The organism is Rouxiella sp. WC2420 (assembly GCF_041200025.1).
Taxonomy (GTDB): Bacteria; Pseudomonadota; Gammaproteobacteria; order Enterobacterales; family Enterobacteriaceae; genus Rouxiella.
The window spans coordinates 1,158,989-1,184,843 of record NZ_CP165628.1 but is presented as its reverse complement, the minus strand read 5'-3'; the positions used below and the strand labels follow the sequence as shown (position 1 = coordinate 1,184,843).

Sequence of the window (25,855 nt, the reverse complement as noted above, 5' to 3'; positions counted from 1 at the left end):
TTTTAAAATACCATTAAAATAGATCATCCCTGACTTCAGCACAGCTGCGGTGCACAAGATTTTAATTTAATAAATCGGTGGGCATTATTATGAGTAAAAGGTATTCCTGAGCTGAATATAGGCTAGATATTGCGTGAGAAGCAAGATGAATATCTTAGGGGACAAAGACGTGAAAAATAAAGAACCAAATATTATCTTTTGGCTCTTTATTAATTAAATCATAGCGATGACGAATGACCGAATGGCCCTATTCCACCGCCAAAAACCGAATCGCTGGCCTGGTAGAGTAAAATCCCTGCAAATATCAGAATTAGCCCACCCAGAAGTGAAAATAACGACCAGCTTAATCGGGTTGCGAGTGAGGGAGCTTGATTAACGCTGAGTTTCACCGCTAACTCTCGGCTATAAAATACTAAAAAGCCTACCAGTGACACCGTCAATGAGGTGCCTAGTGCCATTACCAGCGCTGACAATACGCCCCACCAGTAAACCCCGATGACTTTGGAAAACAGTAAAACCATAATAGCGCCCGAGCAGGGTCTAAGCCCCATCGCCAGCACCACCGCTATCTGTGTGCGCCAATCAGTATCTGATTGAAGCTGGCTATCGCTTGGAACGTGCTGATGCCCGCAACCACAGTTGGCATCATGCTGATGATCGTCGGCCAGGCGAATAGTTTGGATCTTCATCGGCCGGGATTGTGATTTATTCTCACGCCATGCAGCTTTCAGCAGGGTCAGGCCTCGTCGAATCGCGCGCCAGCAAAGGATTGTTCCCAATAGCATCACCAAGACATAACTGCCCTTCTCCAGCCAAAAACTGCTCTGATGGAGCTGACGAGATGAAAGTTGAAACACGCCCAGCACCAGTGTAACCAGCAAAATAGCCACCAGCCCTTGCACGACTGCAGAGGCAAAAGTTAGCCGCAAACTGTTTTTAAGCCGAGACGGATGAGTGGCCAGATAAGTAGTGATCACCACTTTCCCATGGCCCGGCCCTACAGCGTGAACAACTCCATAAATCAGGCTTAGTAAGGTAAGGCTAAGTCCCGCCTGCGCTGGGTGAGCGCTTACTTGCTGGAGAATGGCGGCAAGGTGTTGATGCAGGCCACGTTGCCAAATAATACTGCTCAATAGAATGCGCGGCCAAAAATGCCACAGCGCTGCACAGGCGAATACCAGCAAGGCTACAAACAGCGCCAGCGGCCAAAGTTTTACCCCTTTCGAGCTGGAATTTTGACCCTTTGGAGTCTTGGTCGATAGCAGGGGCAGCTCTTTTATTGACATTGCAGGGTCACCTTCTGGGCAAATTGCTGACCAAGATCCATGGTTTCAGGCGGTGCGTCGGCCTTATCCAGCGACAGAGCGTAAGCTTGTAAGGAGGCATTCGGCGCCGGAGTAAAAAGAGACAACTTGCAGCTGGGCTGAGTTTCGGCAGATAGATGTAAAGCTTGATCGTCTTTATACGTCATATCAACAAAATAGCTGGGATCATAAGTCGAGATGACCAACGGCTTTCCCGCCAACGGAGCAGGCTCGGCGAGCGGGATCACAAACTCCAGCACAGCTTTGGCGCCGTTAAGTGATAGTTGGTACTCACTGGGTAGGCGCATATATCTCACCGGTTTACCATCGCGATATACGTCGGTGAAATAGTGCTGTGCCATTACTCGCGCCATAACCTCGGCCGCCAGCTTTTTCCACACGATGGAATCAGGGGCTGCTTTGCCTGCATCATAGAGCAAGTCGGCGGAGGTGATTTCATCCATCGTCCATACCATTTTGAGACCAATCAGGCTTTTATCTCTGGTCACTAAAGTGGTCTGCATATCAATAAAACTGTGTGGGTGAGCCAAAGTCGGAAAAGCACAAGCCATCATCATAATCACACCCGCTAATTGGCAAAGTTTTTGACGCGGCGTAAATTTTTGCCTGAAGCGCAATGGTGAAATTTTCAAAAGAGGGTCCAAATCAAGTTAAATGCTTTAATTGTTATAAAGTAACATCTTAAAACAAATCAATTAAGAAGCTTAGTAAAAAATAACTGTGATCTGGGTTGTAAGGCGGTGTAAAACCGCGACCAGTAGCACCTTGAATCGCCAATGATTTGCTATGCTAATGAAGAATTTTAAATAAAGCGAATACAGAAGGTAATATGAGCCTGGACACCTCCCCTGTGCCTGAGCTCTCCGCTCAACAACGTCGCTGCAATCTATTGTTGATGCTGTATGCGCCGTTCGCGGCGATACAATTGGAGAAGGTTGGTCAAATCAATGGTGTAGACCTGGCGACAACGCAAAAAGACCTTGCGCAGCTCTCCACTGAAATTCAGCGCCTCCATCGGCTGGAAATTGTCGTGACCGAGAAACAGATTTATCGGCTACAGGGCGATTTGCTCGATCAAAGAATATGTTTGATTAACGGCCTGCGCCGAGCGATACGCACCAGCCCTGACTTTATCCGTCAGCACTTCTCGCCAAATTTAACTCAGGCTCTAAGCAACACTGCCAATTTTGATAACCCGCACTATCATGGCCAGTTTCCTCTGCTGCTTGAGCGTATCTCACAGTTGCTCAGTCGCGAGTTCAGCCCTCGAGATGAGCAATTCCTGAATCTGTATCTGCAGTTTTGCCTGTGGCAGGATATCAGCCCGACTCAGATCGCATTTAGCGACGGTCAGCGCCAATGGCTGCATGAAAAACCGGAGTTCGCGGCGGCAGAATTGATCGTCAACAAACTACAAACGCTTTGTGCCAGCAACATTGCCGACTGTGAAAGGGACTTTATTGCTCTGCTGCTCACACTGATAAAAAACTACAGCTACGAAAGCTCCGGTACGCCGGAAGATGAAAAGCTGATGAAGCAGATTGAAGAGTTGGTTGCCAATTTTCAGGACGTATCAGGCATGACTTTCAGCAGCTATGAAGGGCTGATCAGCCAGCTTTTTGCCCATCTAGGGCCGGCCATAGAGCGCTGCCGTTTTGCCATCGCGGTTGATAGCCAGATGCAAGATGAAGTCAATCGCATGTACCCGAGGCTAATGCGAACAACGCACGACGCGCTACATGACTTCAAGCAAGCCTACGATATCGAATTCTCACCGGAAGAAGTGGGGTTGGTGGCGGTAATTTTTGGTGCCTGGCTGATGCAGGGTAATGCCTTGCAGGAAAAACAGATTTTACTGTTAACGGATACCGACCCAAAACTTGAGGAGGCCGTAGAACACCACATTCGTGAAGCCACTCTGATGCCGTTGAATATTAAATATCAGACTCTGGAAGAGTTTCACCGACACGGTGCGCCCAGCGGCGTGGCAATGATTGTTACACCCTACGCGACCTTGACCACCGATGCCGATCCGCTAGTGATTTACACTCAGCTGCCGCTAACCAAAGACGAAAGAAAAAGAATTCGCTCATTACTGGAAGCCAGCTAACCCCATCCTACAAATCCATGATCTGGATTAATATCTATTCATTAATTTTTCCATAGAGTGTTTTTTCACTCATGGAGGAATAAATAAAATGCCGCCTGGAAAAGGCTTATCGACACAATATACAAATACTCAAACGGGGATAACACGGCAAGATCCTGTTCAACAGTCTTCATCGTCTCATCTACCTCTGACCAACACTTCTAACAGCACCTTACTTCCCAAAAGCCTGCAACCTCCATTGGCCACACCTAATACCCAATTGGGAAATTTGGATAATCAGATCAATGTACAGTCCAGATTAACGCTTCCAATCACCTTAAAAGCAGAACACAGGCAGTATATCGAGGGTTGTGTCGAGAAATATACTGCCGCCAATGGCTCTTCATCTTTTAATAAAATCAGTTATAGACGATAGAAGAGAGCGTTCCGATTTTAATTCCATGTATTCTCGGTATATGGATCTAAATGATGAAATAAAAAATCAGATTGCCAATCAAAATAACGGAATTAACAGCGGCTTCCTGTCTTTTTTTTAACTTTAAGGTTGCAAAGCGTGAATAATAGCTATCAATATTGAAGCAAAAAAAAGCCATGTCCACAGACATGGCTTTAGTTCTTCCTGGTGGCGGACAAAAACCGCTACCAAGCGTCTACCTTATGCATATACCGGATGACGTGCGCAGATATCCAGAACTTTTTGCTTAACGCGTTCAATAGTTGCTTCGTCGTTGATATTATCGAGCACGTCACAAATCCAGCCAGCCAGCTCACGCACGTCAGCTTCTTTAAAGCCGCGACGGGTCACTGCCGGAGTACCGATACGGATACCAGAAGTCACGAACGGGCTTTTCGGATCGTTTGGTACGCTGTTTTTGTTAACAGTGATGTTGGCACGACCCAGTGCAGCGTCAGCTTCTTTACCGGTCAGACCTTTATCAACCAGATCCATCAGGAACAGGTGATTGTGAGTTCCGCCAGAAACCACGTTGTAACCGCGCTCAAGTACCACTTCAACCATGGCTTTAGCGTTTTTAGCAACCTGGTGTTGATAAACTTTGAACTCAGGTTCCATTGCTTCTTTAAATGCAATCGCTTTACCGGCAATCACGTGCATCAATGGACCGCCCTGACCGCCAGGGAACACGGCAGAATTCAGTTTTTTATACAGATCCTCGTCGCCGCCTTTAGCCAGGATCAGGCCACCGCGTGGACCCGCCAGGGTTTTGTGCGTAGTGCTGGTAACGATGTGAGCGTGTGGAACCGGGTTAGGATAAACGCCCGCGGCTACCAGGCCAGCAACGTGAGCCATGTCCACGAAGAACCATGCACCGATACTGTCTGCGATTTCACGCATTTTTGCCCAGTCAACAACACCGGAGAAGGCGGAGAAGCCACCGATGATCATTTTTGGCTTGTGTTTCTCAGCCTGACGAGCCAAATCTTCGTAATCGATTTTGCCAGTTTCGTCGATACCGTAAGGAACGACATTATAAAGTTTGCCAGACAGGTTAACCGGAGAACCATGAGTCAGGTGGCCGCCGTGCGCCAGGTTCATACCCAGAATGGTATCGCCCGGTTGCAGCAAAGCAGTGTAAACCGCGAAGTTAGCCTGTGAGCCAGAATGGGGTTGAACGTTTGCGTAATCTGCACCGAACAACTCTTTTGCACGGTCAATCGCCAGTTGCTCAACGATGTCAACGTATTCGCAGCCGCCGTAGTAACGCTTGCCCGGATAGCCTTCGGCATATTTGTTAGTCAGTTGAGAACCCTGAGCCTGCATCACGCGCGGGCTAGTGTAGTTTTCTGACGCAATCAGCTCGATATGCTCTTCCTGACGTACGACTTCCTGCTCCATTGCATGCCACAGCTCGGCATCATAATCGGCAATGTTCATTTCACGCTTTAACATCTGCATCTCCTGACTCGACAAACTTAAATAAACGCCCCTGATGGGTTCTGGCGCACAGTGTAAACTGTTTCCACCCCATTGGCATAGTCTCAGGCACAGGTTTTTAAGCAAACGATTGGCTTCCCGTGGGGCAAGGCTTTGATCTGTTATAGGCAAAGCCGTTTCAAGCGACTTTTCTTCATTCTTGCATGCAAATCTTTCAGCTTTGTGAGCTGTCCCGCAACTGAAGGTAACGCGTTACAGAGCAACGACAAAAGGAATTTTAAGGCAAATTAACAGCAGGGATTAGACGAGGGATGATGCAGGGGTTAGGTGCGGGCCGGAAGTTCCAGCCCGCAAAGAGTGCTTAGATAGCCTCTTCGTCCTCTTCACCGGTACGGATACGCACAACGCGAGCCACGTCAAAGACGAAGATCTTTCCGTCGCCGATTTTGCCGGTTTGCGCGGTAGTCATGATAGTTTCAACGCAGGTGTCAACGATATCGTCAGCAACCACGATCTCGATTTTCACTTTTGGCAGAAAATCCACCATGTACTCGGCACCGCGATACAGTTCGGTATGACCTTTCTGGCGACCAAAGCCTTTGACTTCAGTTACGGTCATCCCGGTGATACCCACTTCAGCCAGCGCTTCACGGACGTCGTCGAGCTTGAAAGGTTTAATGATTGCGTCAATTTTTTTCATGGCAGGCCCTTTTATCGTTCATTTACCGATGTTTTTTATCCACAGCGGCAAGATTTAATTTTTAGCTTTAAGGTGCCAAGGGCACCGGCAGGCGCATAAAGTATCATATCCTCATGCCCCTTAAAATCTGCGGGGGCCAAGGAAGTCGTTTTTAAGACTCTTTAAAGTCATTGGCCTCGAGTTCATGCCTTGAAAGCAGCTTATAGAACTCAGTTCGGTTGCGCCCGGCTATTCTCGCCGCCTGCGTCACATTGCCACGTGTAATCTGCAAAAGTTTGCGTAAATAGTGCAGTTCAAAGGTGTTTCTTGCCTCGACAAAGGTCGGTAGTGCCGTATTTTCACCTTCCAGGGCCTGTTCAACCAAAGCTTCACTGATTACCGGCGCAGACGTGAGCGCCACGCACTGTTCAATCACATTGACCAACTGGCGCACGTTGCCGGGCCAGCTGGCAGCCATCAGGCGTTTCATTGCATCGGTCGAGAAACTGCGCACAAACGGCTTATGGCGAATCGCCGCTTCGCGCAGCAAATGACTGGCAAGCAGCGGGATATCCTCTGCTCGCTCGTGCAGCGCGGGCAGTTTGAGATTCACCACGTTCAGTCGATAATACAGATCTTCGCGAAACTCGCCCTTCTCCATCGCCTTGGGTAAATCGCGGTGAGTCGCGGAAATAATCCGCACATTGACATCAATGTCGTGATTACTCCCCAGCGGCCGCACTTTGCGTTCCTGCAAAACGCGCAACAACTTTACCTGCAATGACAAAGGCATATCGCCGATTTCATCCAGAAATAGTGTGCCGCCATCGGCCGCCTGAAACAAACCTTCCCGGCTGTTCACCGCGCCGGTAAAGGATCCTTTTGCATGACCAAACAGTTCAGACTCCAGCAATTGCTCCGGCAATGCGCCGCAGTTAATGGCAATAAATGCCTTCTTGCCGCGCGGACTGGTGCGATGGATAGCCTGAGCAAGCACTTCCTTACCGGTGCCGCTTTGCCCGTTAATCAGCAGGCTGACGTCCGACTGTGCAACCATTTTGGCCTGCTCCAGCAAACGCAGCATAATCGGGCTACGCGTCACTATCTGTTCACGCCAGCTATCGTCACCGGCAGGAGCAGACTGGGCCAGCGCTTCATCAATGGCTTTGTAGAGCGCGTCACGGTCAACCGGCTTGGTCAAGAATCCAAATACGCCCTGCTGAGTCGCGGCTACTGCATCAGGAATAGAGCCGTGAGCGGTCAATATAATCACGGGCATACCAGGCTGATGCTTCTGAATTTCTGCAAACAGCGCCATGCCGTCCATCTCGTCCATCCGCAAATCGCTCAGCACCAAATCAATGCGTTCACGACGCAGCAGTTTCAATGCCTCTTCACCGCTGGCCGCGGTGGTCACCTGGAATCCCTCGCTGGAAAGGCGCATGCCCAGCAGCTTCAACAGGCTGGGATCGTCATCCACCAGCAGCAGGCTGGCATTTTTCCGTGCGCTCATTTTTCTCCCGTTGCTTGTGTCTTTTCATTTTATTTGGACTGGCTCGTCTTGGCCGGTACGTAGGTATCTTTGTCAGAGCCAGAAACGCCGCGCCCGGCCCCCGAGACGTTACTGTCGTTGTCAGGCAGTTCGCTTTGCAGCTGTTTGCGTGATGACAGCTGGCGCTCGATATCGGTCAGGTTTTCCAGCTTACGCCGGGTATCATCCAGACTCGCCTGCAAAGCGGTTTGCTGATTGGTCATCTCCTCTATTTTGGCTTCATTGGAGGATTGCTGGCGAGCGTTACGCGCTTTTTCATCTTCAAAGGCGATTTGCAACGACTCTCTCTCACGCCACATCTGCACTAGCGGGCGGATCTCGCCGGGCATCTGGCCACGGTAATCATTGACGCTATTGAGCAACGCTCTGCGCTGAGTCAGGTCAGGCTCGGCCCCGGCGGCCAAAATGCTCTGTTTAAAGATATTAGCCCATCCTGAGGCAGGAATTAGCGCCGCCTGATAATTTGCCTGCGCGGTGCTCATGCGATCGGAGCAGTCCATCGCCCTCAGCCAGTACAATGAATTGGTGACCGTGGCATTATCATCCAGCGCCCAAAGCGTTTCACAGGGCGCCACACGAAAATCGATCACTTTACTGTCAGGGATAACATCCTCAACCGGCTGGGAAAGTTCTTTACTATGATGATGCGTACAACCACTCAGCATCAGCAGCATGGGCGTTAGAATCGCCGATGTGAGCAGCAGTTTTAATCTTGTCTGCATGGTGTGATTATACTCGGCTAAGTTTTCCCGGCGTTGGAGGGTAATTCAATGCGGAAACAGACATCGGCGTAGTCGACGTCGACCAGTTTCAGCTTGCCCTCCATACGCTTGATACAGTCTTTGGCGATACTCAGCCCCAACCCGCTGCCTTTGACGGCACCTTTGCGCAGTTGGCTCCCCTGAAAGAAGGGCTCAAAAATCATGGTTTGTTCGTCGACAGGAATAGGCGTGCCGCTGTTGGCGACATCAATGTAGGTGCGTGCGCCCTCCTGCCAGCTATGCAGCCAAATGTTACCGGATTCGGCGCCATAGTGCACCGCATTGGAATACAGATTATCCAACACCCGCACCAATAGAATAGATTCGGCCCAACATTGCGCGGCATCGGTAGTGATTTCGGTATGGATCATCTTGCTGCGTGCCGTAAGGCTGTGTGCCGCCGCCACGCGGTGGAGAATTTCAGGCAGATTGACCTGTTCTTTGTCGGTCGCAATGTCGGCCAGTCGGCGATTATAATCCAGCAGTTGCTCAATCAGGGTTTGCAGATGGCGACTACTGCTATTGAGAATAGCCACGACCTCTTGCTGATCGGCGGTTAAAGGACCGGCAATTTCATCACGCAGCAGCTCGGTGCCTTCACGCATGCTGGCCAGCGGAGTTTTCAGTTCGTGCGAGATATGGCGGAGAAATTCGTGACGCTGAGATTCAAACCACGCCAGACGTTCACTGAGCCAGTGAATACGTTTTGCCAGCGCGCGGATCTCGCGCGGCCCGCGAAATCTGGCGACACTTCCCGGCGAGCGGCCTTCCCCGAGCAGATTAATCATTCTCTCAACCCCCTTCACCGGCCCGATAATCATGCGGGTAAACAGCAGCACCAGCATACCGCTGAGCAGGAATAACACCAGCGCCTGCCAGCCGAAGAACTTGCCGCGTGCGGCGATAGCATGCTGCAACTTCTGGCCTCGGGAGTAGATGACTTCCCGCGTCGCCTGAACCATTTCGGCGTTGGATCGCGAGAACTCTTCGAGCTGGCGAGAGGCGTCAGGGATCGGACTATTATTTTCACATTTAAATGAAGAGAGCTGAGTCAACAGGTCGCGCAGATTTTGGTTGTAGCGCGGATCGGGCAATATTGGCGCGTGGGCATCCAGCATCTGCGAATATTGACGCAGCTGACTTTGGTAAAGAGTTGAAAGCGTTGGGTCGTCGAGCACGCAGTATTGTCGATAGCTGCGCTCCATTTCCAGCGCAATACTGGTCATCGACTCGCTGCGTCGGGCATCAACAATGGTTGTGCGGTTGATTTCTGCCGCCTGCTCGCTGAGGTGTTTTAGGCTGGCATAAGCCTGATAAGCCAAAACCAATAGAGGTAACAGCACCAGCAAAAAGGCCATCAGGACTAGCTGACGCAGAGAACCTGGGAATATACGCCGCTTTTTCAAGGAATCATCTCGCTCTCAATCAGTCTGTTGATGCTAACCGAGCCGGATAAGGAAGAAAAGAAGAGAACTCAGAGGGGTTGCCCTGCAAACTTCCCAAAGAGAGGTCTACAGGGCAGAAGAGGTGGTGCCTCACTCAACGTGTCGTTCGATGCTTGATAAGATTGCCGTAGCAACGATATCGGTTTGGTGAACGATAGGCACCTTTTCTACGGCGTCATTCTGATGTTATGAGCGCAAATTGCGGTAAAACCGCCGAGGCATTTATAACTGATTGAATGAGCAACCGCAGTGAATATAGCAGGAATCGTGCCAACTTATAAATATAAATTTTAAACGTCTGGTTTTAAATGATTAATTTTTTTAAAAGGTGTTGAGCTATTTTTTACAGTACTTTTTTTCGCTGTAAAATCCAGCGGTTAGTCTCCAAAGAGAGACGTTTTATCCAGCAAAAAACTGAATCTATAAATATCAATGAGTTAAATGTCTCTATTTGGCGACAGATAAGTTAGCCGTTGTCGCCAAACAAAGACAGTATTAATGCTCGTCGTATCCTTCAGTACCAGGTTTTAGTTCGGTCAACTGGCAGGCAGGGCTACTCTTGTTCTTGTCATCCTGACAATCTGTAGCATCATCTTTCACAAATATATGATCAAGTATCGCGCGCATTGTCGGCCCGGCAACCACTCCATCACCGCCGCCGTTTTCCAGAATCAGAGCCACGGCAACTGTTGGATGGTCAAACGGAGCAAAGGCAGTATAGAAAATATGGTCACGCAGGCGGACCGGTGTCATTTTGGCATTGTAGTTCTGATTTTCACGCAGGCTAAATACCTGAGAAGTTCCCGATTTAGCGGCAATCTTATACGGCGCTGTGTGGAACAGCTTGTAGCCGGTGCCGTTTGGCGCATTGGCCATGCCAAACATCGCATTTTTCACAATCGTCCAGTACGGTGATTTTGGATCGCCAATCTGCGAGGTTTCCGGCATCTTGAATGGCGTAATGACCTTGCCAAGCTGCATTGAATCCATCAGATGCGGAGTCATGATCTTGCCGTTATTGATCAAAATTGTTAGTGCCTTGACCATCTGGATAGGCGTGGCAACCCAGTAGCCCTGACCGATACCGACAGAAACCGTATCGCCTTGATACCATTCCTTTTTGTGGACCTTCATCTTCCATTCACGGCTAGGCAGGTTGCCGTAATATTGTTCATCGAGGTCGATTCCCGATGATTTTCCGTAGCCAAACTTGCTGAGCCACTCGTGGATACGATCGATACCCATTTCATAGGCGACCTGATAGAAGAAGGTATCCGCCGATTCCTCAATCGCCTTGGTGACGTTCAAATAGCCGTGACCGGTTTTCATCCAGTCGCGATAATGGCGATCGGTACCCGGCAGCGTCCAGGTCGGCGCGCCAAAGAAGGTAGTTTGCGGGGTGATAACCCCGGCAAACAGCGCCGACATCGCCATATAAGGTTTCACCGTTGACGCAGGCGGGTAAAGGCCCTGTGTCACGCGGTTAATCAGCGGTAAATCTGGATTTTTCAGCAATGCGCTATACGCCTTGCCCGAGATGCCGTTAACAAACGGGTTAGGATCATAACTCGGGCTGGACACCATCGCTCGTACAGCGCCATCGCGCGGGTCAACCACTACCACGGCGGCACGCTGGCCTTTTAACAGTTGCTCGATATATTGCTGCAGGCCGAGATCTAAAGTCAGCTTGATGTTTTCCCCAGCCTGCGGTGGAGTTTCCGTCAGCAGGCGCACCACGTGCCCATGGTTATCAACTTCAACTTCCTGATAACCGGTTCGGCCATGCAGCTCTTTTTCGTAATATTTTTCAATGCCCTGCTTGCCGATATCATGGTCGGCCGCGTAATTTTCGGCCAGCCCCTCTTCAGAAAGCTCTTTGTCATCGCGATCGTTTATCTTGGAAACATAGCCAACCACATGCGCCAGCTCTGCACCATAAGGATATCTACGCTGTTGATAGCTACTGATTGACACGCCAGGGAAATTGAACTGATTTACCGAGAACCGCGCTACTTCTTCGTCAGTTAACGCCAGCTTAAGCGGTATTTCATTGAATTTGCGACCGTGATACATGGCGTCTTTGAAATTGGCCAGATCGTCCGGCGTCAGATCGACAATCGGGGTCAGTGCTTTGATAGTCGCCTGTAAATCAGGAACTTTGCCCGGGATCACCTGAATCTGATAAAGGGTAATGTTCTGCGCCAGAATCACGCCATTGCGATCCATGATCAGCCCACGGCTCGGCGCGATCGGCAGCATTTTAATATCATTCTGATTGGAGCGGGTCTGATAGAAAGAGTGCATGCCCACCTGCAGGTGGTACAGGTTGAATCCAAGCACGCCAAACAGCAGCACCACCACCACAAAGGCGATGACAGCACGACGGATAAAGAGCAGGGACTCAGCCGTATGGTCGCGGATTTCTTCGTTCAATAGGGCCATTACCGGGGGATTACCTTTCTTGTCAAACGTCAGAGCTTATGCGAAAAATGCGGGGATACAGAAAGTGCGAAAGGATAACGCTTATCGCTCAGTCCGACCATAAGAACTGTGCTAAACGGCGAAGAGTAATGTTTCTATTTATGAATAAGTAAGGAAAATGCAAAGTTAAGCCATGGGGCAACAAGCAGCAAGATTTTAGCCCCAAACCCCGGTGAATTGGGCTGAGGCGGCAGGCATATTATTTGGTGTCTATTTTTACACAGTCTGCGTAAATATAGCCTTCGGTTTCATTGGCAATCACAAAGCTGTTTTGAACGTGAATATACATTAGATGATTTGCCGTCCCTGCCTTCATTGGCTGATTATTTTGCCCAATTATATCGATCAGCTCCGGGCTGGTAATGGTTTTCATTCCGTCTGGCGAAACGGTAAAGGTATTCCCCGCATCAGTGACTCTGGCGTCTTTATTCAGGACTTCAGCCGAATCATCGCCATCCGGGCGCTGAATGCTGTGGGTCAAAACGCATTTATAGTGAGTATCCGCAAACGCTGTATAAGAAGTTAAAGTCAGTAATACCGCAATGAAAGCGACGAGCCTGGCCATTGAAAAATCCCAACTAAGAAAAGTGAGCCACATCCTATCACTTGGCAATATTATAGAAAGTAGGTGGCAAAAAAATAGTCATAAACATTCTCTCAAGAGCTGTAATAAAAAAAGGCCCGCACAACAAATAGCGGGCCGCAATAAAGAGTCAATGCAAAAAGAATGCTAAAAAAATCCCAAATTTATAATAACAAACAAGGCATTAAGCCGTTCTCACTAGAAACTTTTCGATAATATCCATTCTTGGTTCAACGCCTAATCCCGGACCCGACGGCAGGAAGGCGTAGCCATCGGTAATTTTCACCGGCTCTTTAGCCAATGAACGACTAATTTCACCCGGCTCCACGCAATATTCCATTACCAGGGCATTTTCAATCGCACAAAGGAAATGTAGTGACGCAGCGGTATTAATATCGGTAGTGAAATTATGATTACACACTTTACGGCCACGGCTGTGAGCATATTGCGCAATCTGCATCGCCTGAGTAAATCCAGTGCGCGTCACATCTATTTGAACAATATCAATTTGCCCTTCGTCGATCAGTCGCTGGAAGCCGACTACCGTGCACTCTTCCTCCCCCGCCGCAATATGTTGGGAACAGCTCTGCGAAACTTTGCCATATCCGGCATAGTCGTCCGGATGCAAAGGTTCTTCAATCCAGAACAGACGATAGGGTTCAAACAGCTGGGCGCGGCGAATGGTGGTTTTAGCATCCCAGGCCAGCCCAACGTCGAGCATAAAATCAACGTCGTCACCTATCGCGTGACGGATGGCTTCTACGTATTCGATATCGCGTTTTTCATCGAGGCCAAACGGTTCCCAGCCAAATTTAACACCGGTATGCCCGGTATCCACAGCGTGACGAGCTCGCGCCACGGTATCTTCGATGCTGAACTGGAACATATTTGAGGAGTAAACGCGCATGCGATCGCGCATTGCTCCGCCCAGCAATTCAACAATCGGCTTGTCTAACGCTTTACCTTTAATATCCCACAGCGCGATATCAATCCCCGCCATAGCCTGAATAACGGCCCCATTACGACCGTAATAAATTGTCGCGCGATGCATTTTTGCCCACAGGCGGCCAGTCTCCAGCGGATTTTCGCCAATCAATAAAGATTTCAGACCGGTGACCATGGTGTGCGAATAAGGTGCTTCAATAATCGCTTTAGTGACGTAAGGACTGCCATCGACCTCGCCCCAGCCTACCACGCCCGCATCGGTGGTGATTTTAATCAGCAGGGCATCCTGAGAGCTGTCGGTGCGCGCTTCAATATTGGGAAGCCGCAAATAAAAGGCTTCTACATCTGTTATTTTCATGGCTTAACCTTATATTTATTCCGCCGCAGACGCCGCCCGGCGTCGGTCAGCAATAATTTTCTGATAGTCCACGTCCAAAGCCTGCACGCGAACGTGTAATTCAATTTCTTGAGTCATTTGCGCAATATCTCCGGCTGCAAAAACCTGAGTTAATTGGCGATGCTCTTCTACGATGTCGGCCATGGATTTGCCCATTGTTGATAGCCCGAAAATCACTGTGAGCTGGCGAGCTATCGATTCCCATAGATTGCTCAGCACGGGGTTTTCCGCGAAGCTGCACAATACGCGGTGAAAATCGGTATCCGCCGAGGCAAAACCGTAGACATCTCCACGCTGCATCATCAGTTCCAGCTCTTTGACGCTTGCCTCAAGTCGGGTAATTTGCAGCTTGCCGTTGCGGCCGTTCTCAATCGCGCGACGACAAGCCAGCGTTTCCAGCGGAATACGCACGTCGATGATCTGCTCCAGCCGCTGCTGGGAAATATCCATCAGGCGAATACCTTTATACGGCTCGCTGGAGACGATGCCCTGACTCTCGAGGATGCGCAGCGCCTCACGAATCGGCACCCGACTCATACCCAGCCGCATCACCAGATCCGGTTCAGAAACGCGATCGCCGGGCAGCAGCAAACCGCGCGACGCAGCAGAGAGAATGGCGTCAACCGCGTGATCTACCAGCGTGCGAGGTCTGGCCGCCTGCCACTGAACCCCCTCCTCGCCAGCGGCCTGCATCAGCGGTGACACCTCGGCGTCGGCTTTATTTGCAGACTGTTTGCCCAGCGTTTTTTTTATCGCCTGTTTTGCTGCCATGATGCTTCCTGATGCCCTTTCCAGGACGAATAGTTTGGATATTATTGGCTTATCGCACGGGTGATAAACTGCCCAAAGCCCGGCTCGACCTGGGTCTTGCCATCCTTATAAACCATGACCCCACGGATCATCGTCATCGCAACCTTGCCCTGACAGTTCAGCCCCTCAAACGCGCTCCACTTGCCGAGTCCGTAAAAATCGGCACCTTTTACCGTCCAGGCCTGCTGTGGGTTGTAAAACACCAGATCGGCATCAGATCCTATCCTAATCGCCCCTTTTCGTGGATAAAGGCCGAAAGTTTTCGCCGGACCCGTGGCGGTCATGCGGGCAAATTCCGTCAAGCCAAGACCTCGCTTGACGTGCCCTTCGCTAAAGAACATTGGCCCCAGCGTTTCAACGCCGGTCAGCCCCATGCCCGCATCCCAGATGGATTCGTTGCCCGCCGCTTTTTGTTCCGGCAGGTATGGGCAGTGATCCGAGGCCAACATGTCCACCTCGCCGTCGAGTACCACTGACCACAGCGCATCCACAACCGGACGCGGGCGGATCGGCGGCCCGCAGCGCGCGTTAGGGCCAATGCGCACCAAATCTTCTTCATCAAGGATCAGATAATGAGGACAGGTTTCGAATGAGACCCGCGCCCTGCCGCGAGCCTTGACGATATTTTTTGCGGCCCGCGCCGAACTGACATGTACGATGTGACAACGCGCGCCGGTCTCCTCGGCGATGGTCAGCACACGATTGACAGCCTCAACCTCGGCAATTTCAGGGCCAGCCAGCGCGTGGGCGCGAATATCTTTGCGTCCGGCACGGCGCAATTCAGCCCCTGCTCCGATCAGAATGTCGTGATTCTCGGAATGAATGCCGATCAATCCGTCAAACTCGCGCAACGTTTGCATAGCGCGCAGCAGGCCGTCATCGTCAAGGCGCGGCAGCCCTTTCGGGTCAGTGGCACCGCCATCGGGATCGCCGCTGCATAAAAAGGCTTTAAACGCGATCGCGCCGGCAGCATCCAGACTCGCCAACTGATGCAAATTTTTGCCGTCCAACCCGGCCCACATGGCAAAATCCACCGTAACATTGGCGTCCAGCAGGCCGCGCTTCCAGGTGAAATTCTCCAGCGTAGTGGCTGGCGGCAGTGAATGTGGCATTTCTACCACCGTGGTGACGCCGCCCGCAGCCGCTCCCTGTGTTCCTTCGCGCAGTTCCTGCTCGGGGAAATCGTGCGAACCGGTAAAGTGCGTGTGTACATCGATGGCACCGGGCATCACGATAAGCCCGCTGGCGTCGATCACCTCATCGGCCTGCGGCAATAGGCAATCTGGCGCAAAAATACCGACAATTTTACCCTTGTCGATGGCCAGTTCGGCCCGCAGCTCGCCGGTTTCGGTCACCAACAATCCGCCGATAATCAAGGTTTTCATCAGTTTTGCTCCTTTATTAAGCTGCTATCTACCAGCGCGGCGTAAGGTGCAGCCTGCTTTAGCCAACCTGCCTGCTGTAGAATGTCCGAGAAGTGGCGAAAATCTTGTTCCGCGATCGGGGTGGATGAAGCAAAAGTCTGCGAGGCCTGATAGCCGCGGACGGCTTCTATCAATCCTTCGGCAGGATAATCAGGATAGAAAGGCGCGATAACCTGGCTCACTTGCTCGGCTGACTGTTCGCGCAACCAGTTTAGGGCCCAACCAATAGCACAGGTAAAGGCTGAAAAAGCCTGATGTTTTGCAGCAATAATCTCTGGCCGGGCAATATAGGCGCTCCAAGGCACCGGGCCGGTTGCGGCCGACAGGCTTTGTACTACGGCAAGTTGGCCGCTGGCGATAGTTGGAGCCAGTGCGTGCAACGAGTGCAAGGCATAGTCAATTTCACCTGCGGCGACCGCTGCAAAATCTTGCTGCGGATTGCCACTGCCGGGGATCAGCTCCAGTTCGTTTTCACCGATGCCCTGCTGACGCAACAACCAGCGAAAACAAAGGGTTGCAGTGCCAACATTGCCAACGTCAATGACCGTGCAACCGCGCAGCGACGCAAAACTAAAATCCGGCTGAGCACTCGCGGCAGCCAAATACCACGGATTACCGGCCACCGCAGCACAAAAACACTTAAGCAACGGGCCGTTTTCTTCGTGATTTTTCATGATAACCATCGGCCCACCGATTGTCAGATCAGCCTCTCCGGCGATAACGGCCGGAACCTGCCCTCCCTGAATGGTGTGGCCGCCGGACTGGGCGGAAGTGAATTCGATTTTCACTCCTGCGCGGGTAAAAAAGCCCAGGCTCTCAGCGATAAAATGCGCACAGTAATAAACTCGCGCCTCACTGGCATCGCCCTGATTAAGGCGCAAAGTCGGTAATGCCAAAGGATTACTGCTCATGACTGGCTCCCATAATGGCTACATAATCCGCGTTAAGCTCGCAGATATCGCTGACCCCGCACCAGCTGCACAAAGCCGTTATTTCATTGATTAAACCGCAGAGTAAAGACTCAACGGCCTGTTCGCCACCGGCGGCTAAAGCGGCGATTATCGGGCGGACAATTACCGCAAGCTCAGCTCCGAGGCTGCGCGCGACCAGCACGTCCGCGCCGCTGCGTATCCCACCGTCAATTGCGAGTAAACCTGTAAAAGCAGGAACAATGTGGGCCATCGACTCAACCGGTGTTACCCAGCGCGCACTTTGCCGCAGGCCGATATTTGATACCATCAGCGCCTGTGCGCCAGATTGCGTAGCCAACATAGCGTCCTCTGGATGCAGAACGCCTTTAACCATGACGCTCAAACCTTTAGCCGTCGCGTGTTGAATCACGGTTGCCAATTCTTGCCATGACCAGGCAGGAAATGCGGGTAGCGGATGCACGCCCGCTGCCGTCGAACCGATAGTTTTCCAACCCCGACGCAGTAGCTCGTCGCCAATCGAAAACCCGCCCGGTTGCAGGCCATTAACCGGATGAACCGGTGCCAGCACGGTAAGAATAATCCCCTGCGCCCCGCAGTCGGCGGCATTACCCATCAAATCCAAGATGCGATCCACCGGCCCGGCGGCACGCAGCTGTAGCCAGCAGTCATCGTGTTCAGCACAAATATCTGCCAACGGGGTTACGGTTTCTTCGGAAATAAACAGTGGCAGCTGCAATCGCTGGCAGACCCGTGCAATCGGCAGCAATCCTTGCGGATGAAATACCCGATCGCCAGCGAATGCGCCGACCGCCAACGGAGCGGACCAGTGACGCTTAAACGGCTGGCTGCTGATATTCAGGCTCTGACAACCTCGCATGACTCGCGGCACCAGTCGATATTGTTGCAGAGCCGCGGCGTTGGCATCGTCTGCGCCTACAGGCAAGTCTTTGGGCTGGCCAAGCATGTAGCGAAATAGCGCCTCGCCCAGCTTTTCGCGCGCCTCGATAGCGTGCGGTAAGCCCTGTAAATGGTGATCAGCTATTTTCATGAGTCAGCTCCTGTTGCAGGAAGGCGGAAAACGCTGTTGTGGTTGGATGTTGCAAGATTTCTGGCCCGCCCTCCTCCACCAGCACACCGTCTTGCAGGAAAACAATGCGATCGGCGACGGTGGCGGCAAATGCGATGTCATGAGTGCTGATTAGCAGTGTCATGCCCGTTTTCGCCAGCGAACGGATGGTTTGATTGACCTCGCGCACCAGCTCAGGATCTAACGCCGAGGTCGGTTCATCAAACAGCAAAATACGCGGTTCGGCAGCCAGCGCACGGGCGATCCCGACCCGCTGCTGTTGCCCTCCAGAAAGTTCGTGTGGTAAAGCCACCTCAAAATTCTCGAGCCCGACCAGCTTCAACGCGCTTTTGGCCTTGAGCCGCGCCACGTCTTTTGGCATCCCCTGCACCAGCAAGGGAATGCTCATCGTGTTTTGCAGCGCGGTCATGTGATCAAACAAGGCAAAGTGCTGAAATACGATACCAATCCCGGAGTCGGCGCGATTGCCGGGCAAAAGGCGCTCGGCCAACGGCTGCCCTTTCGCGTCACGGCCCATCAGGTGACCTTCTGTTTCTATACTGCCTCCGGCTCGCGGCGTCAGCGCCAGAATGGATTTCAGCAAGGTACTTTTACCGGAACCGGAACGGCCCAGCAGGACCACCACTTCCCCACGGCGAACCTTTAAAGTCAGCCCTTTTAGCACCGCTTTGCCCGCGTATTCCACCAGCAGATTTTCTATATCCAGCACCACGGCGGCATTTTTGCTTTCCCAATGCTGTTTCGGCAGCAGTGCCTGAGTTTCCTCAATCGGCACTTCGACGGCGTTTTTCACCAGACGCGCGCGCCGCGCCCGTTCTTCAAGATTGAAATGCTTTTCAAGCCAGTATTGGATACCGGCAAGGCCTGAAGACATGATCATATAAATGCCGCCAGAGGCAACCAGCACAGGAATAAACAGAAAGTTTTGCGAAACGATGGTTTGCCCACGCATCGTCAGTTCATTAACCCCGACGACGGAGGCCAGCGAGGTGGATTTCAGCAATCCGACAGCTTCATTGCCCAGCGTCGGCAGAATGGCGCGCAACGCCTGCGGAATAACCACGTGGATCATTTCTTTGGTGCGCGAAAAGCCAAATGCCTGCGCGGCGGTGCGCTGGTTGCGATCGGTGGCTACGATACCACCGCGAATAATCTCGGCGCAAAACGCCGTTTCATTAATCATCATCGCCAATAAAGCGCTGGAAAATGGGCTAAAACGTAGACCAAACTGCGGCAACACGTTGTAGAGCAAAATCAGCTGCAACAGCACCGGCGTGCCGCGCAAAATATAGATGTAAATCTGCACCGGAAGGCGAATTATCGTATGACGGGAAGTGCTGGCGAGCGCCAGAAAAAATCCGATGATAATCCCCCCAGTTAGAGCACCGACTAACAGTTCGACGGCGATTACCGCACCCTGCCATAAATACGGCAGCGTGAGGTATTGGAAAAAATCTTGCATATCGTCGACTCCTGACGGTCAGACTGGGCATTCAAAAAATCTACTGCATAGGGGAAAAACTGGGGCGGTCACAATCAGCAGCCCCAGCTCCATGCTTTAGCCTTTATCAACTGCGGGACGTTCGGCACTGCCGCCCTGGCCCCAGAAATCCAACAGTTTTTTCTGCGCGCCGCTGCTCTGAATCACTTTCATGGCGTCCAGCACCGCGTGGCGCATCACAGTGTTGTCTTTGGCAATAGGGAAACCGACCATGATCGGCAGATCGACAGTAAATGAAGTTTGCAGGGAAGGATCGGCCTTGGCGACTTCACGCGCCGATCCGGCCTCAGTGAGATAAATATCGGCGCGATCGCTTTTGATCGCCTGAATGCTGTTATCGGTGTTCTGCACCATCAGCATATCGATCTCGGGCTTGCCTTCTTTCTTGCAGATAGCATTTTGCCGAGGAACCAGTGTTGCAGCTTCATAGGTTCCTGCCGCAGCGGCCACGGTTTTACCGCACAGGTCATCTACGGTTTTAATATTTTTTGGATTGCCTTTTGCTACCAGTGATCCGTCCTGCACCTGCACCGAGGCGACAAACGCTATCTGTTTCAGGCGCGCATCAGTAACGTAAAGCATCGGGCCGATATCCGCACGACCGCTGGTGATCGAGGTTAGCAGCACGTTAAAGGATCCATTTTGATAAGTGTTAGTGAAACCAAGACAGCCACCAAGACGATCGAACAGTGAAGGATCCAACCCTTCAATCACTGAAGGATCCTTTGCCGACGGAGCCTCAAAACCTTTGGTATATCCGCCAAGGCCGACCACCACCTGCTTGCCGACCAGAGAAGGATACTTGGCCTGCAAGGTTTTACATTGGGCCATAGCGGCAAAGTCTTTGGCCGAGGGTTTGATGTCATCCGCAGCCTGAGCTGCAGATAGGGAAGAGAGCATAATTGCGGTGAATCCCGTCATCCAAACAGCCAGTCGCAATGCATTGTTCATGATTAAGTTCCCCTGGTGCTGAAAAAATAGGCTTTCGCCTGTGATTTATAATTTTTTAAAATAATTGCCGCTGCTTGTTATTTTGCAATCTGACGCATCGCTGTTGCTTCCATTTCCACCAGCAGATCGGGATGATTCAGCGTAATACCTACCGTGGCACGAGCAGGATAGGGAGCGGAGAGCACTTCGCCATAAACTTCATTCATGCCGGCAAACTGTGAAAGATCGGTGAGGTAAATTGTTACGCGAACCAGACAGTCCAGCGTCATATCGGCCTGCTTGAGCAAAGACTCAATGTTCGCTAAAACCTGACGTGTCTGGGACGCAATATCACTGCCAACAATTTTGCCGCTGTAAGGATCAATGGCGACCTGTCCAGAAATAAACAGCATCGGTTCAGATAAAATGGCGGCTGAAAGAGGAGCAGGCCCCATTGGTCGGTCTTCAGTTCCCAACCCAGGATAGGTAATCGCGGTCTTCATTGGTCATTTCCACAGCAAATCAACATGAGACCAATTTCGTATACGATTATACGAAAGTCAATCTAACCGCTTACTTTGTGAGCGGCGATATTGTGATGAAAATCACTTTTTATGACTGAAGTTTTTTAGAAAATTAAACAAATAAAAACAGACAGTTAAATTGAATTTTGAGTCTGATTTTTTGACTTTTAATGCAGTAATTAGCCTGTTTAAGCTGGGTGATTTTTATCCATACGGATTTATTATCATACAAAAGAAGAATTGTATTTTAGCGGTAGGATTAACGATTTTTGCGGTATGTTAAGTCGTACAATACAGGGGCTCAGGCCCAGCCGATGCCTTTCGGCCGTGCCATAATAAAGACTTATTGATTAGGCTTTTTTACTCAGTGCATGATTCAATTTTTCGGCAGTGAAATATGGCCAATTTGATAGTTTTGGCTGGTTGAGGCTACCTCTTGCGGCAATATTTTCCACAGACTCAAGCCAATCAGCTGCCAATTTTGCGGATCCCAGGCAACTAAACGCGCCAACTCTTCTCCTATTTTTACTGGCTCACCTAGTGACGAAAGACTGCTGTAAGGCCTGATTGGCTCAATCTTCCGGCAGGCGAATTTAGCCTGACGGATGTCAGGCGATAATGCCACCGAAAGCACGGGATAAATCTTGACCTCTGGCCTGCCGAAAGCCCGCGATACCGCCGCAAACCCCGGACTTAACAGAAAACTGTTCAGGCTTGCGGCGTCCTGCCAAAGATAGAAAGGCGCATAGAGATTCTCGTCACTGGCGGTTAACCCGTCGTTCTGAATCGCATAGAGATAAGTTTTAAAAATCAGCCCCGGATAACCATCCAGCAGATGACCGTTATCGGCGATACGACGCTCGATAATGGTCATATCATAATCGGCCGGAAGCGTGAAACTGTATTGCATCGCCAGCATGTTCTTCTCCTTAAGGTCGTGGAATATCAGAGACCTTAAACAGCTTTCCACTGCCGAAAGACCAGTCTTCAGGCTGAGTAAAAGTAATCACTACCATCACGTCCTGCGGCTTGATACCTATGGATTGCTCAAGCAGTTCCACCAACTTCAAATACAATTTCTGTTTCTCCTCTGGTCCGCGCGGTCTGCCTGCGGTTATCTGAAACAGCAGAAAATCCTCACTGCGGCCCTGCTCAGATCCAGATAAATAGTGGCGGTCAAAGATGCGTTCCTCCGGCTGATAGCGGTCAAAAAGTTGAAAACAGTCGGTTTCGGGGATGTCAAAACTGCTAACCAGAGTCTGTTGCAGCGCACGGGAAATCGCGTCGCGCCAAAGTGTGAATCGCTGTTCCGGGATCGCAATACGGGTCATAGGCATGATTATCTCCTGCTATTACGTTACTCAAAAGGTGTAATAAAGAAGATAAGCGCCTATGATGATTTATAAAATCAGATATAACAGCACCATTATTCCCGAAAAACAGGATGATTAATCATGGCAAAACGCCCTCTGACATTTGATGCAGAAGCATTGCGGACTTTTGTAACCGGCATTGAGTTGGGAAGCTTTGTATTGGCCGCCGACCGGTTGGGTCGTTCAACCTCGGCCATCAGCGCGCAGCTTAAAAAGCTGGAACAGCAGGCAGGCACGGCACTGATGCAAAAATCTGGTCGCCATCTGGCATTAACCGCTCAGGGCGAAATTTTGCTGGGATATGCGCGCAGATTATTGAATCTCAATGATGAAGCCTGCGCGGCAATGAGCGCCAGCACCGTTGCCGGCGAAATTCGTTTAGGTTTGCAGGAGGATTTTGGCGAAGCACTGCTACCGGCTATTCTCGGCCAGTTTTCTCGTATCCATCCAAAGGTGCAAATCTCGGCAACCGTGACTCGCAATGGCCCATTGCTTAGTGCTATCAGGCAAAACGAGCTAGATTTAGCCCTGAGTTGGCAGGGGGAAGAAACCACGCCTTTCAACCAATCATTAGGCAGCCTGCCGCTGCATTGGATTAGCGCGACTGATTTCGAAATTACGCCTTATCTGCGAGAAGGAACTCCCTTACCGCTTCTGGTTTTCGATGCGCCTTGTATTATGCGCACTCTCGCCATCGCCGCTCTGGATCATGCAGGCATCCCTTGGCGCATTGCTTTTACCAGCCGTAGCCTCAGTGGAATATGGGCGGCCGCATCTGCAGGATTGGGAATGACTTTGCGTACCGAGATGGGCATGCCAACCAGACTAAAGATCATTGACCGACCTGAACTGCCTGAGATGGGCAATATTGGCATTGCCCTGCATCAGTCAAATAGCCATCTTTCAGAAGCCACCGGTTACCTGCATAAGACCATTTGCGAAGTCTTTCCGCTGGCTTTTTGAGAGTTTTATTTGGTCAGGATCAGCCTTAACCCAAGCGCCGCCATCACTCCACCACTGATACGGCTAATACTTTTCTTATAGCGTAAATAAACACGCTGTGGCTTGGCCGATGACAAGACATAGGCCACAAAGGTGTACCACAGTGAATCAATGGCAAAGCCCATTACCGGTAAAAGCCAATAGAAGTAGCCGGGGATGTCGCGAGGGGACAATGCAGCAAAAATACCGGCCAGGACTAAAACCGTCTTGGGATTACATAGTTGGGTAATCAATCCGGTCATAAAGGCTTTTTTGAAACCAATCCTTGCCGATTCCCCCCCTTCTCCCAACGTTAGTTTCTGACTCGCCCCCCGGAAAATCTTGATTGCCATATAAAAAAGGTACAGGCCGCCGCAAATCTTCAGCGTGAGATAGAGCCAGGGAACGGTAACCAGCAAAGTATGTAGCCCGGAAAAAGCGATTAGAACCAGTATTGCGCAACCGATCCCCATACCCAACGCGGTCGCCAGACCATCGCGACGTGAGGAAGCGATAGCCGTTTTTGCCACAAAAATAAAACTGGGACCGGGGCTCATCGCCCCAACTGCCAGCGCTACAGCAATGGAAAATAGAGAAAGCAGTTCCGCATGCATCATAACCTCCATGGATAATTTCACCCCCGTAAGTGCGGTAACAGAAAGCAGGCATCATCTCGGGCGCGAGTTATCGATAACAAATAGGTAAGAAATAACCTATGATTTCTCCTAATGTAAATCAAGAAATTCTGCTTTGCCTGTCGCTCAAAAATCAATCACTCGGCAAATTTAATGAATACAGGAAGTTATGAAAACTCTACATCAAAGGTTTGAATACTTTATATTTAGAAAGTGGATTGCTTAACAAGCACTCAATATGCTCACACTTACAACAAACAGGAAAGAATTAGCATCTTTAAACAATTTACTCTATTTCCAATTAAAAAAATCGAGAGTAGTATAACTTCGTTAAGATTAATCCTAACAAAGTTATATTAAAACCTTGGACACACGAAAATGATGCAAATTAAAAGCATTGATAATTGTGATTTTATAATCAGCATTGCTGAAATCTATTTAATTAAAAGCAATGGCGACAAAACAGTTTTTTTCCTTCGTGGATTTGAAAAAGCTATCTACACAGAGCACAACATAAACGAAATGATCGCTTTTCTAACACAGCGCGGTATATTGAAAGGTTCAGCGCCAATGGCGAACACTCAAGAAAACTTACCAGACAATAGTTTAAAATACATTAATTTATAGTCATCCACTTTATTTTCGTATTAAGCATGATTAATTAACAATTCATCAACGAAATTCAAACCTCATAACAACTGGAGATGAAGATTAACTCAACGTCTCGAAGCAGGAAATCTGCTCTAAGTTAAATTTTATCCGAAGATAGCTATCGCTCATGGGAACGGGGCCAAACAGACCAGAAACCCGGAACTGCATTGACAAATTTTTTTAACCAAAGGTTGTGAGTTGTTTTGATTGAGGAAAAAGCGAAACATGCCGCAGGCAAAGCTTTGCAGCTCTCAAAAATCGCTTTTGGTAGCGAGAATGTATGAGATATGTGACGGGAATTCTTGATCTAACGGCCTTCATAAGCCTATATTGATAAGATTATCTCAAGTGATTGGCCGTACGTAGACCGATGAATATGAGGGTAAAGTCCCTAAAATTAGTAGGCAAACCTCATTCAAAGCATCAAGTTTGTCTGAATGTATCTAAATAAATAAAATACGAGAGGCTATATATGATATTAACATTGGATATGATGATTCATGGAATCGCTACTTATGAAGCACCTGAGGACTTCTTTCAGTATGTTAAAACAGAACTGCAAAAACAAGTCGAGCCTGATGCATATAGAGAAGTCACCATGGAAAATGTCGTCAAAAAAACAACTATTGCGATAGACTTCTTTATAAAAGAGCTAATTGTTGATAAAGCTGTTGCTGAGACTGATAAAAGTCGAAGTGAAATTGAAAACATAATTAATAAGATTGAAGATTATTCATTAAACTAACAATGAATACAATCAGTAAAATGATGAACGCAGGGATGAGGGATAGCCATAATGTTAATATTTTTTAGCCAGCAACTTTATTATTTAGAT

24 protein-coding genes are annotated in these 25,855 nt (G+C 50.0%); 4 read left to right on the top strand and 20 right to left on the bottom strand.

Annotated features, from left to right (window positions below; genetic code table 11):
* Positions 1 to 218 precede the first annotated feature (218 nt).
* Both AB3G37_RS05585 and AB3G37_RS05580 read right to left on the bottom strand, forming a co-directional pair.
* Positions 219 to 1,286 (bottom strand): nickel/cobalt transporter, encoded by a 1,068-nt coding sequence (locus AB3G37_RS05585; protein ID WP_369789974.1) that lies wholly within the window; start codon positions 1,284 to 1,286, stop codon positions 219 to 221.
* Positions 1,277 to 1,879, bottom strand: a complete 603-nt coding sequence (locus AB3G37_RS05580; RefSeq protein ID WP_369790899.1) for a DUF1007 family protein — start codon at positions 1,877 to 1,879, stop codon at positions 1,277 to 1,279. Before AB3G37_RS05580 ends, AB3G37_RS05585 begins: the two co-directional genes overlap by 10 nt.
* 275 nt (positions 1,880 to 2,154) lie before the next feature.
* Between AB3G37_RS05580 and csiE the strand changes: the two genes are divergently transcribed.
* Complete coding sequence (gene csiE / locus AB3G37_RS05575; protein WP_369789973.1) at positions 2,155 to 3,435, top strand: stationary phase inducible protein CsiE; 1,281 nt, start codon at positions 2,155 to 2,157, stop codon at positions 3,433 to 3,435.
* Positions 3,436 to 4,090: 655 nt separating this feature from the next.
* Here the strand turns inward: csiE and glyA are convergent.
* The 17 genes from glyA to AB3G37_RS05490 form a co-directional block, all read right to left on the bottom strand.
* A complete protein-coding gene (gene glyA, locus AB3G37_RS05570; protein ID WP_369789972.1) occupies positions 4,091 to 5,344 on the bottom strand; it encodes a serine hydroxymethyltransferase in 1,254 nt (417 codons plus the stop codon).
* Positions 5,345 to 5,690: 346 nt separating this feature from the next.
* On the bottom strand, positions 5,691 to 6,029 hold the full coding sequence (gene glnB, locus AB3G37_RS05565; RefSeq protein WP_009638933.1) for a nitrogen regulatory protein P-II: 339 nt from the start codon (positions 6,027 to 6,029) through the stop codon (positions 5,691 to 5,693).
* 151 nt (positions 6,030 to 6,180) lie between these two features.
* On the bottom strand, positions 6,181 to 7,521 hold the full coding sequence (gene glrR, locus AB3G37_RS05560; RefSeq protein WP_369789971.1) for a two-component system response regulator GlrR: 1,341 nt from the start codon (positions 7,519 to 7,521) through the stop codon (positions 6,181 to 6,183).
* A 29-nt stretch (positions 7,522 to 7,550) separates the two neighbouring features.
* Complete coding sequence (gene qseG / locus AB3G37_RS05555) at positions 7,551 to 8,282, bottom strand: two-component system QseEF-associated lipoprotein QseG (protein ID WP_369789970.1); 732 nt, start codon at positions 8,280 to 8,282, stop codon at positions 7,551 to 7,553.
* A gap of 17 nt (positions 8,283 to 8,299) precedes the next feature.
* Positions 8,300 to 9,679 (bottom strand): sensor histidine kinase, encoded by a 1,380-nt coding sequence (locus AB3G37_RS05550; RefSeq protein WP_369790898.1) that lies wholly within the window; start codon positions 9,677 to 9,679, stop codon positions 8,300 to 8,302.
* Positions 9,680 to 10,261: 582 nt separating this feature from the next.
* Positions 10,262 to 12,208 carry a penicillin-binding protein 2 gene (mrdA, locus tag AB3G37_RS05545; protein WP_369789969.1) on the bottom strand — a complete coding sequence of 649 codons (1,947 nt, stop codon included), beginning with the start codon at positions 12,206 to 12,208 and terminating at the stop codon, positions 10,262 to 10,264.
* Positions 12,209 to 12,446: 238 nt separating this feature from the next.
* Entirely contained in the window at positions 12,447 to 12,812 is a 366-nt protein-coding gene (locus tag AB3G37_RS05540; protein WP_369789968.1) for a hypothetical protein, read from the bottom strand.
* Between the two features lie 202 nt (positions 12,813 to 13,014).
* Entirely contained in the window at positions 13,015 to 14,133 is a 1,119-nt protein-coding gene (locus tag AB3G37_RS05535) for a mandelate racemase/muconate lactonizing enzyme family protein (protein ID WP_369789967.1), read from the bottom strand.
* 15 nt (positions 14,134 to 14,148) lie between these two features.
* The gene (locus AB3G37_RS05530; protein WP_369789966.1) at positions 14,149 to 14,943 is read right to left on the bottom strand and encodes a GntR family transcriptional regulator; all 795 of its coding nucleotides are present in this window, start codon (positions 14,941 to 14,943) and stop codon (positions 14,149 to 14,151) included.
* A 41-nt stretch (positions 14,944 to 14,984) separates the two neighbouring features.
* Complete coding sequence (locus AB3G37_RS05525; RefSeq protein ID WP_369789965.1) at positions 14,985 to 16,367, bottom strand: dihydroorotase family protein; 1,383 nt, start codon at positions 16,365 to 16,367, stop codon at positions 14,985 to 14,987.
* Complete coding sequence (locus tag AB3G37_RS05520) at positions 16,367 to 17,317, bottom strand: ABC transporter substrate-binding protein (protein WP_369789964.1); 951 nt, start codon at positions 17,315 to 17,317, stop codon at positions 16,367 to 16,369. Before AB3G37_RS05520 ends, AB3G37_RS05525 begins: the two co-directional genes overlap by 1 nt.
* Positions 17,307 to 18,386, bottom strand: coding sequence for an alpha-hydroxy acid oxidase (locus tag AB3G37_RS05515; RefSeq protein ID WP_369789963.1), 1,080 nt, complete (start codon positions 18,384 to 18,386; stop codon positions 17,307 to 17,309). Before AB3G37_RS05515 ends, AB3G37_RS05520 begins: the two co-directional genes overlap by 11 nt.
* Complete coding sequence (locus tag AB3G37_RS05510) at positions 18,373 to 19,887, bottom strand: amino acid ABC transporter permease/ATP-binding protein (protein ID WP_369789962.1); 1,515 nt, start codon at positions 19,885 to 19,887, stop codon at positions 18,373 to 18,375. The genes AB3G37_RS05515 and AB3G37_RS05510 overlap by 14 nt, the downstream gene beginning before the upstream one ends.
* Before the next feature lie 96 nt (positions 19,888 to 19,983).
* Complete coding sequence (locus AB3G37_RS05505) at positions 19,984 to 20,877, bottom strand: transporter substrate-binding domain-containing protein (RefSeq protein ID WP_369789961.1); 894 nt, start codon at positions 20,875 to 20,877, stop codon at positions 19,984 to 19,986.
* Between the two features lie 77 nt (positions 20,878 to 20,954).
* On the bottom strand, positions 20,955 to 21,359 hold the full coding sequence (locus AB3G37_RS05500; RefSeq protein ID WP_369789960.1) for a RidA family protein: 405 nt from the start codon (positions 21,357 to 21,359) through the stop codon (positions 20,955 to 20,957).
* Between the two features lie 397 nt (positions 21,360 to 21,756).
* Positions 21,757 to 22,299 carry a DUF4865 family protein gene (locus AB3G37_RS05495; RefSeq protein WP_369789959.1) on the bottom strand — a complete coding sequence of 181 codons (543 nt, stop codon included), beginning with the start codon at positions 22,297 to 22,299 and terminating at the stop codon, positions 21,757 to 21,759.
* Between the two features lie 10 nt (positions 22,300 to 22,309).
* Complete coding sequence (locus tag AB3G37_RS05490; RefSeq protein WP_369789958.1) at positions 22,310 to 22,717, bottom strand: tautomerase family protein; 408 nt, start codon at positions 22,715 to 22,717, stop codon at positions 22,310 to 22,312.
* Between the two features lie 117 nt (positions 22,718 to 22,834).
* On the opposite strand from AB3G37_RS05490, the gene AB3G37_RS05485 reads away from it, so the two are divergent.
* Positions 22,835 to 23,716 (top strand): LysR substrate-binding domain-containing protein, encoded by an 882-nt coding sequence (locus AB3G37_RS05485; RefSeq protein ID WP_369789957.1) that lies wholly within the window; start codon positions 22,835 to 22,837, stop codon positions 23,714 to 23,716.
* 5 nt (positions 23,717 to 23,721) lie between these two features.
* Here the strand turns inward: AB3G37_RS05485 and AB3G37_RS05480 are convergent, their stop codons facing one another.
* Positions 23,722 to 24,348, bottom strand: a complete 627-nt coding sequence (locus tag AB3G37_RS05480) for a LysE family translocator (RefSeq protein ID WP_009637546.1) — start codon at positions 24,346 to 24,348, stop codon at positions 23,722 to 23,724.
* 399 nt (positions 24,349 to 24,747) lie between these two features.
* Here AB3G37_RS05480 and AB3G37_RS05475 point away from each other — a divergent pair, with 399 nt between their 5' ends.
* Positions 24,748 to 24,996, top strand: coding sequence for a hypothetical protein (locus tag AB3G37_RS05475; protein WP_369789956.1), 249 nt, complete (start codon positions 24,748 to 24,750; stop codon positions 24,994 to 24,996).
* A 496-nt stretch (positions 24,997 to 25,492) separates the two neighbouring features.
* Entirely contained in the window at positions 25,493 to 25,765 is a 273-nt protein-coding gene (locus AB3G37_RS05470) for a hypothetical protein (RefSeq protein WP_369789955.1), read from the top strand.
* The last annotated feature ends 90 nt before the right edge of the window (positions 25,766 to 25,855 follow it).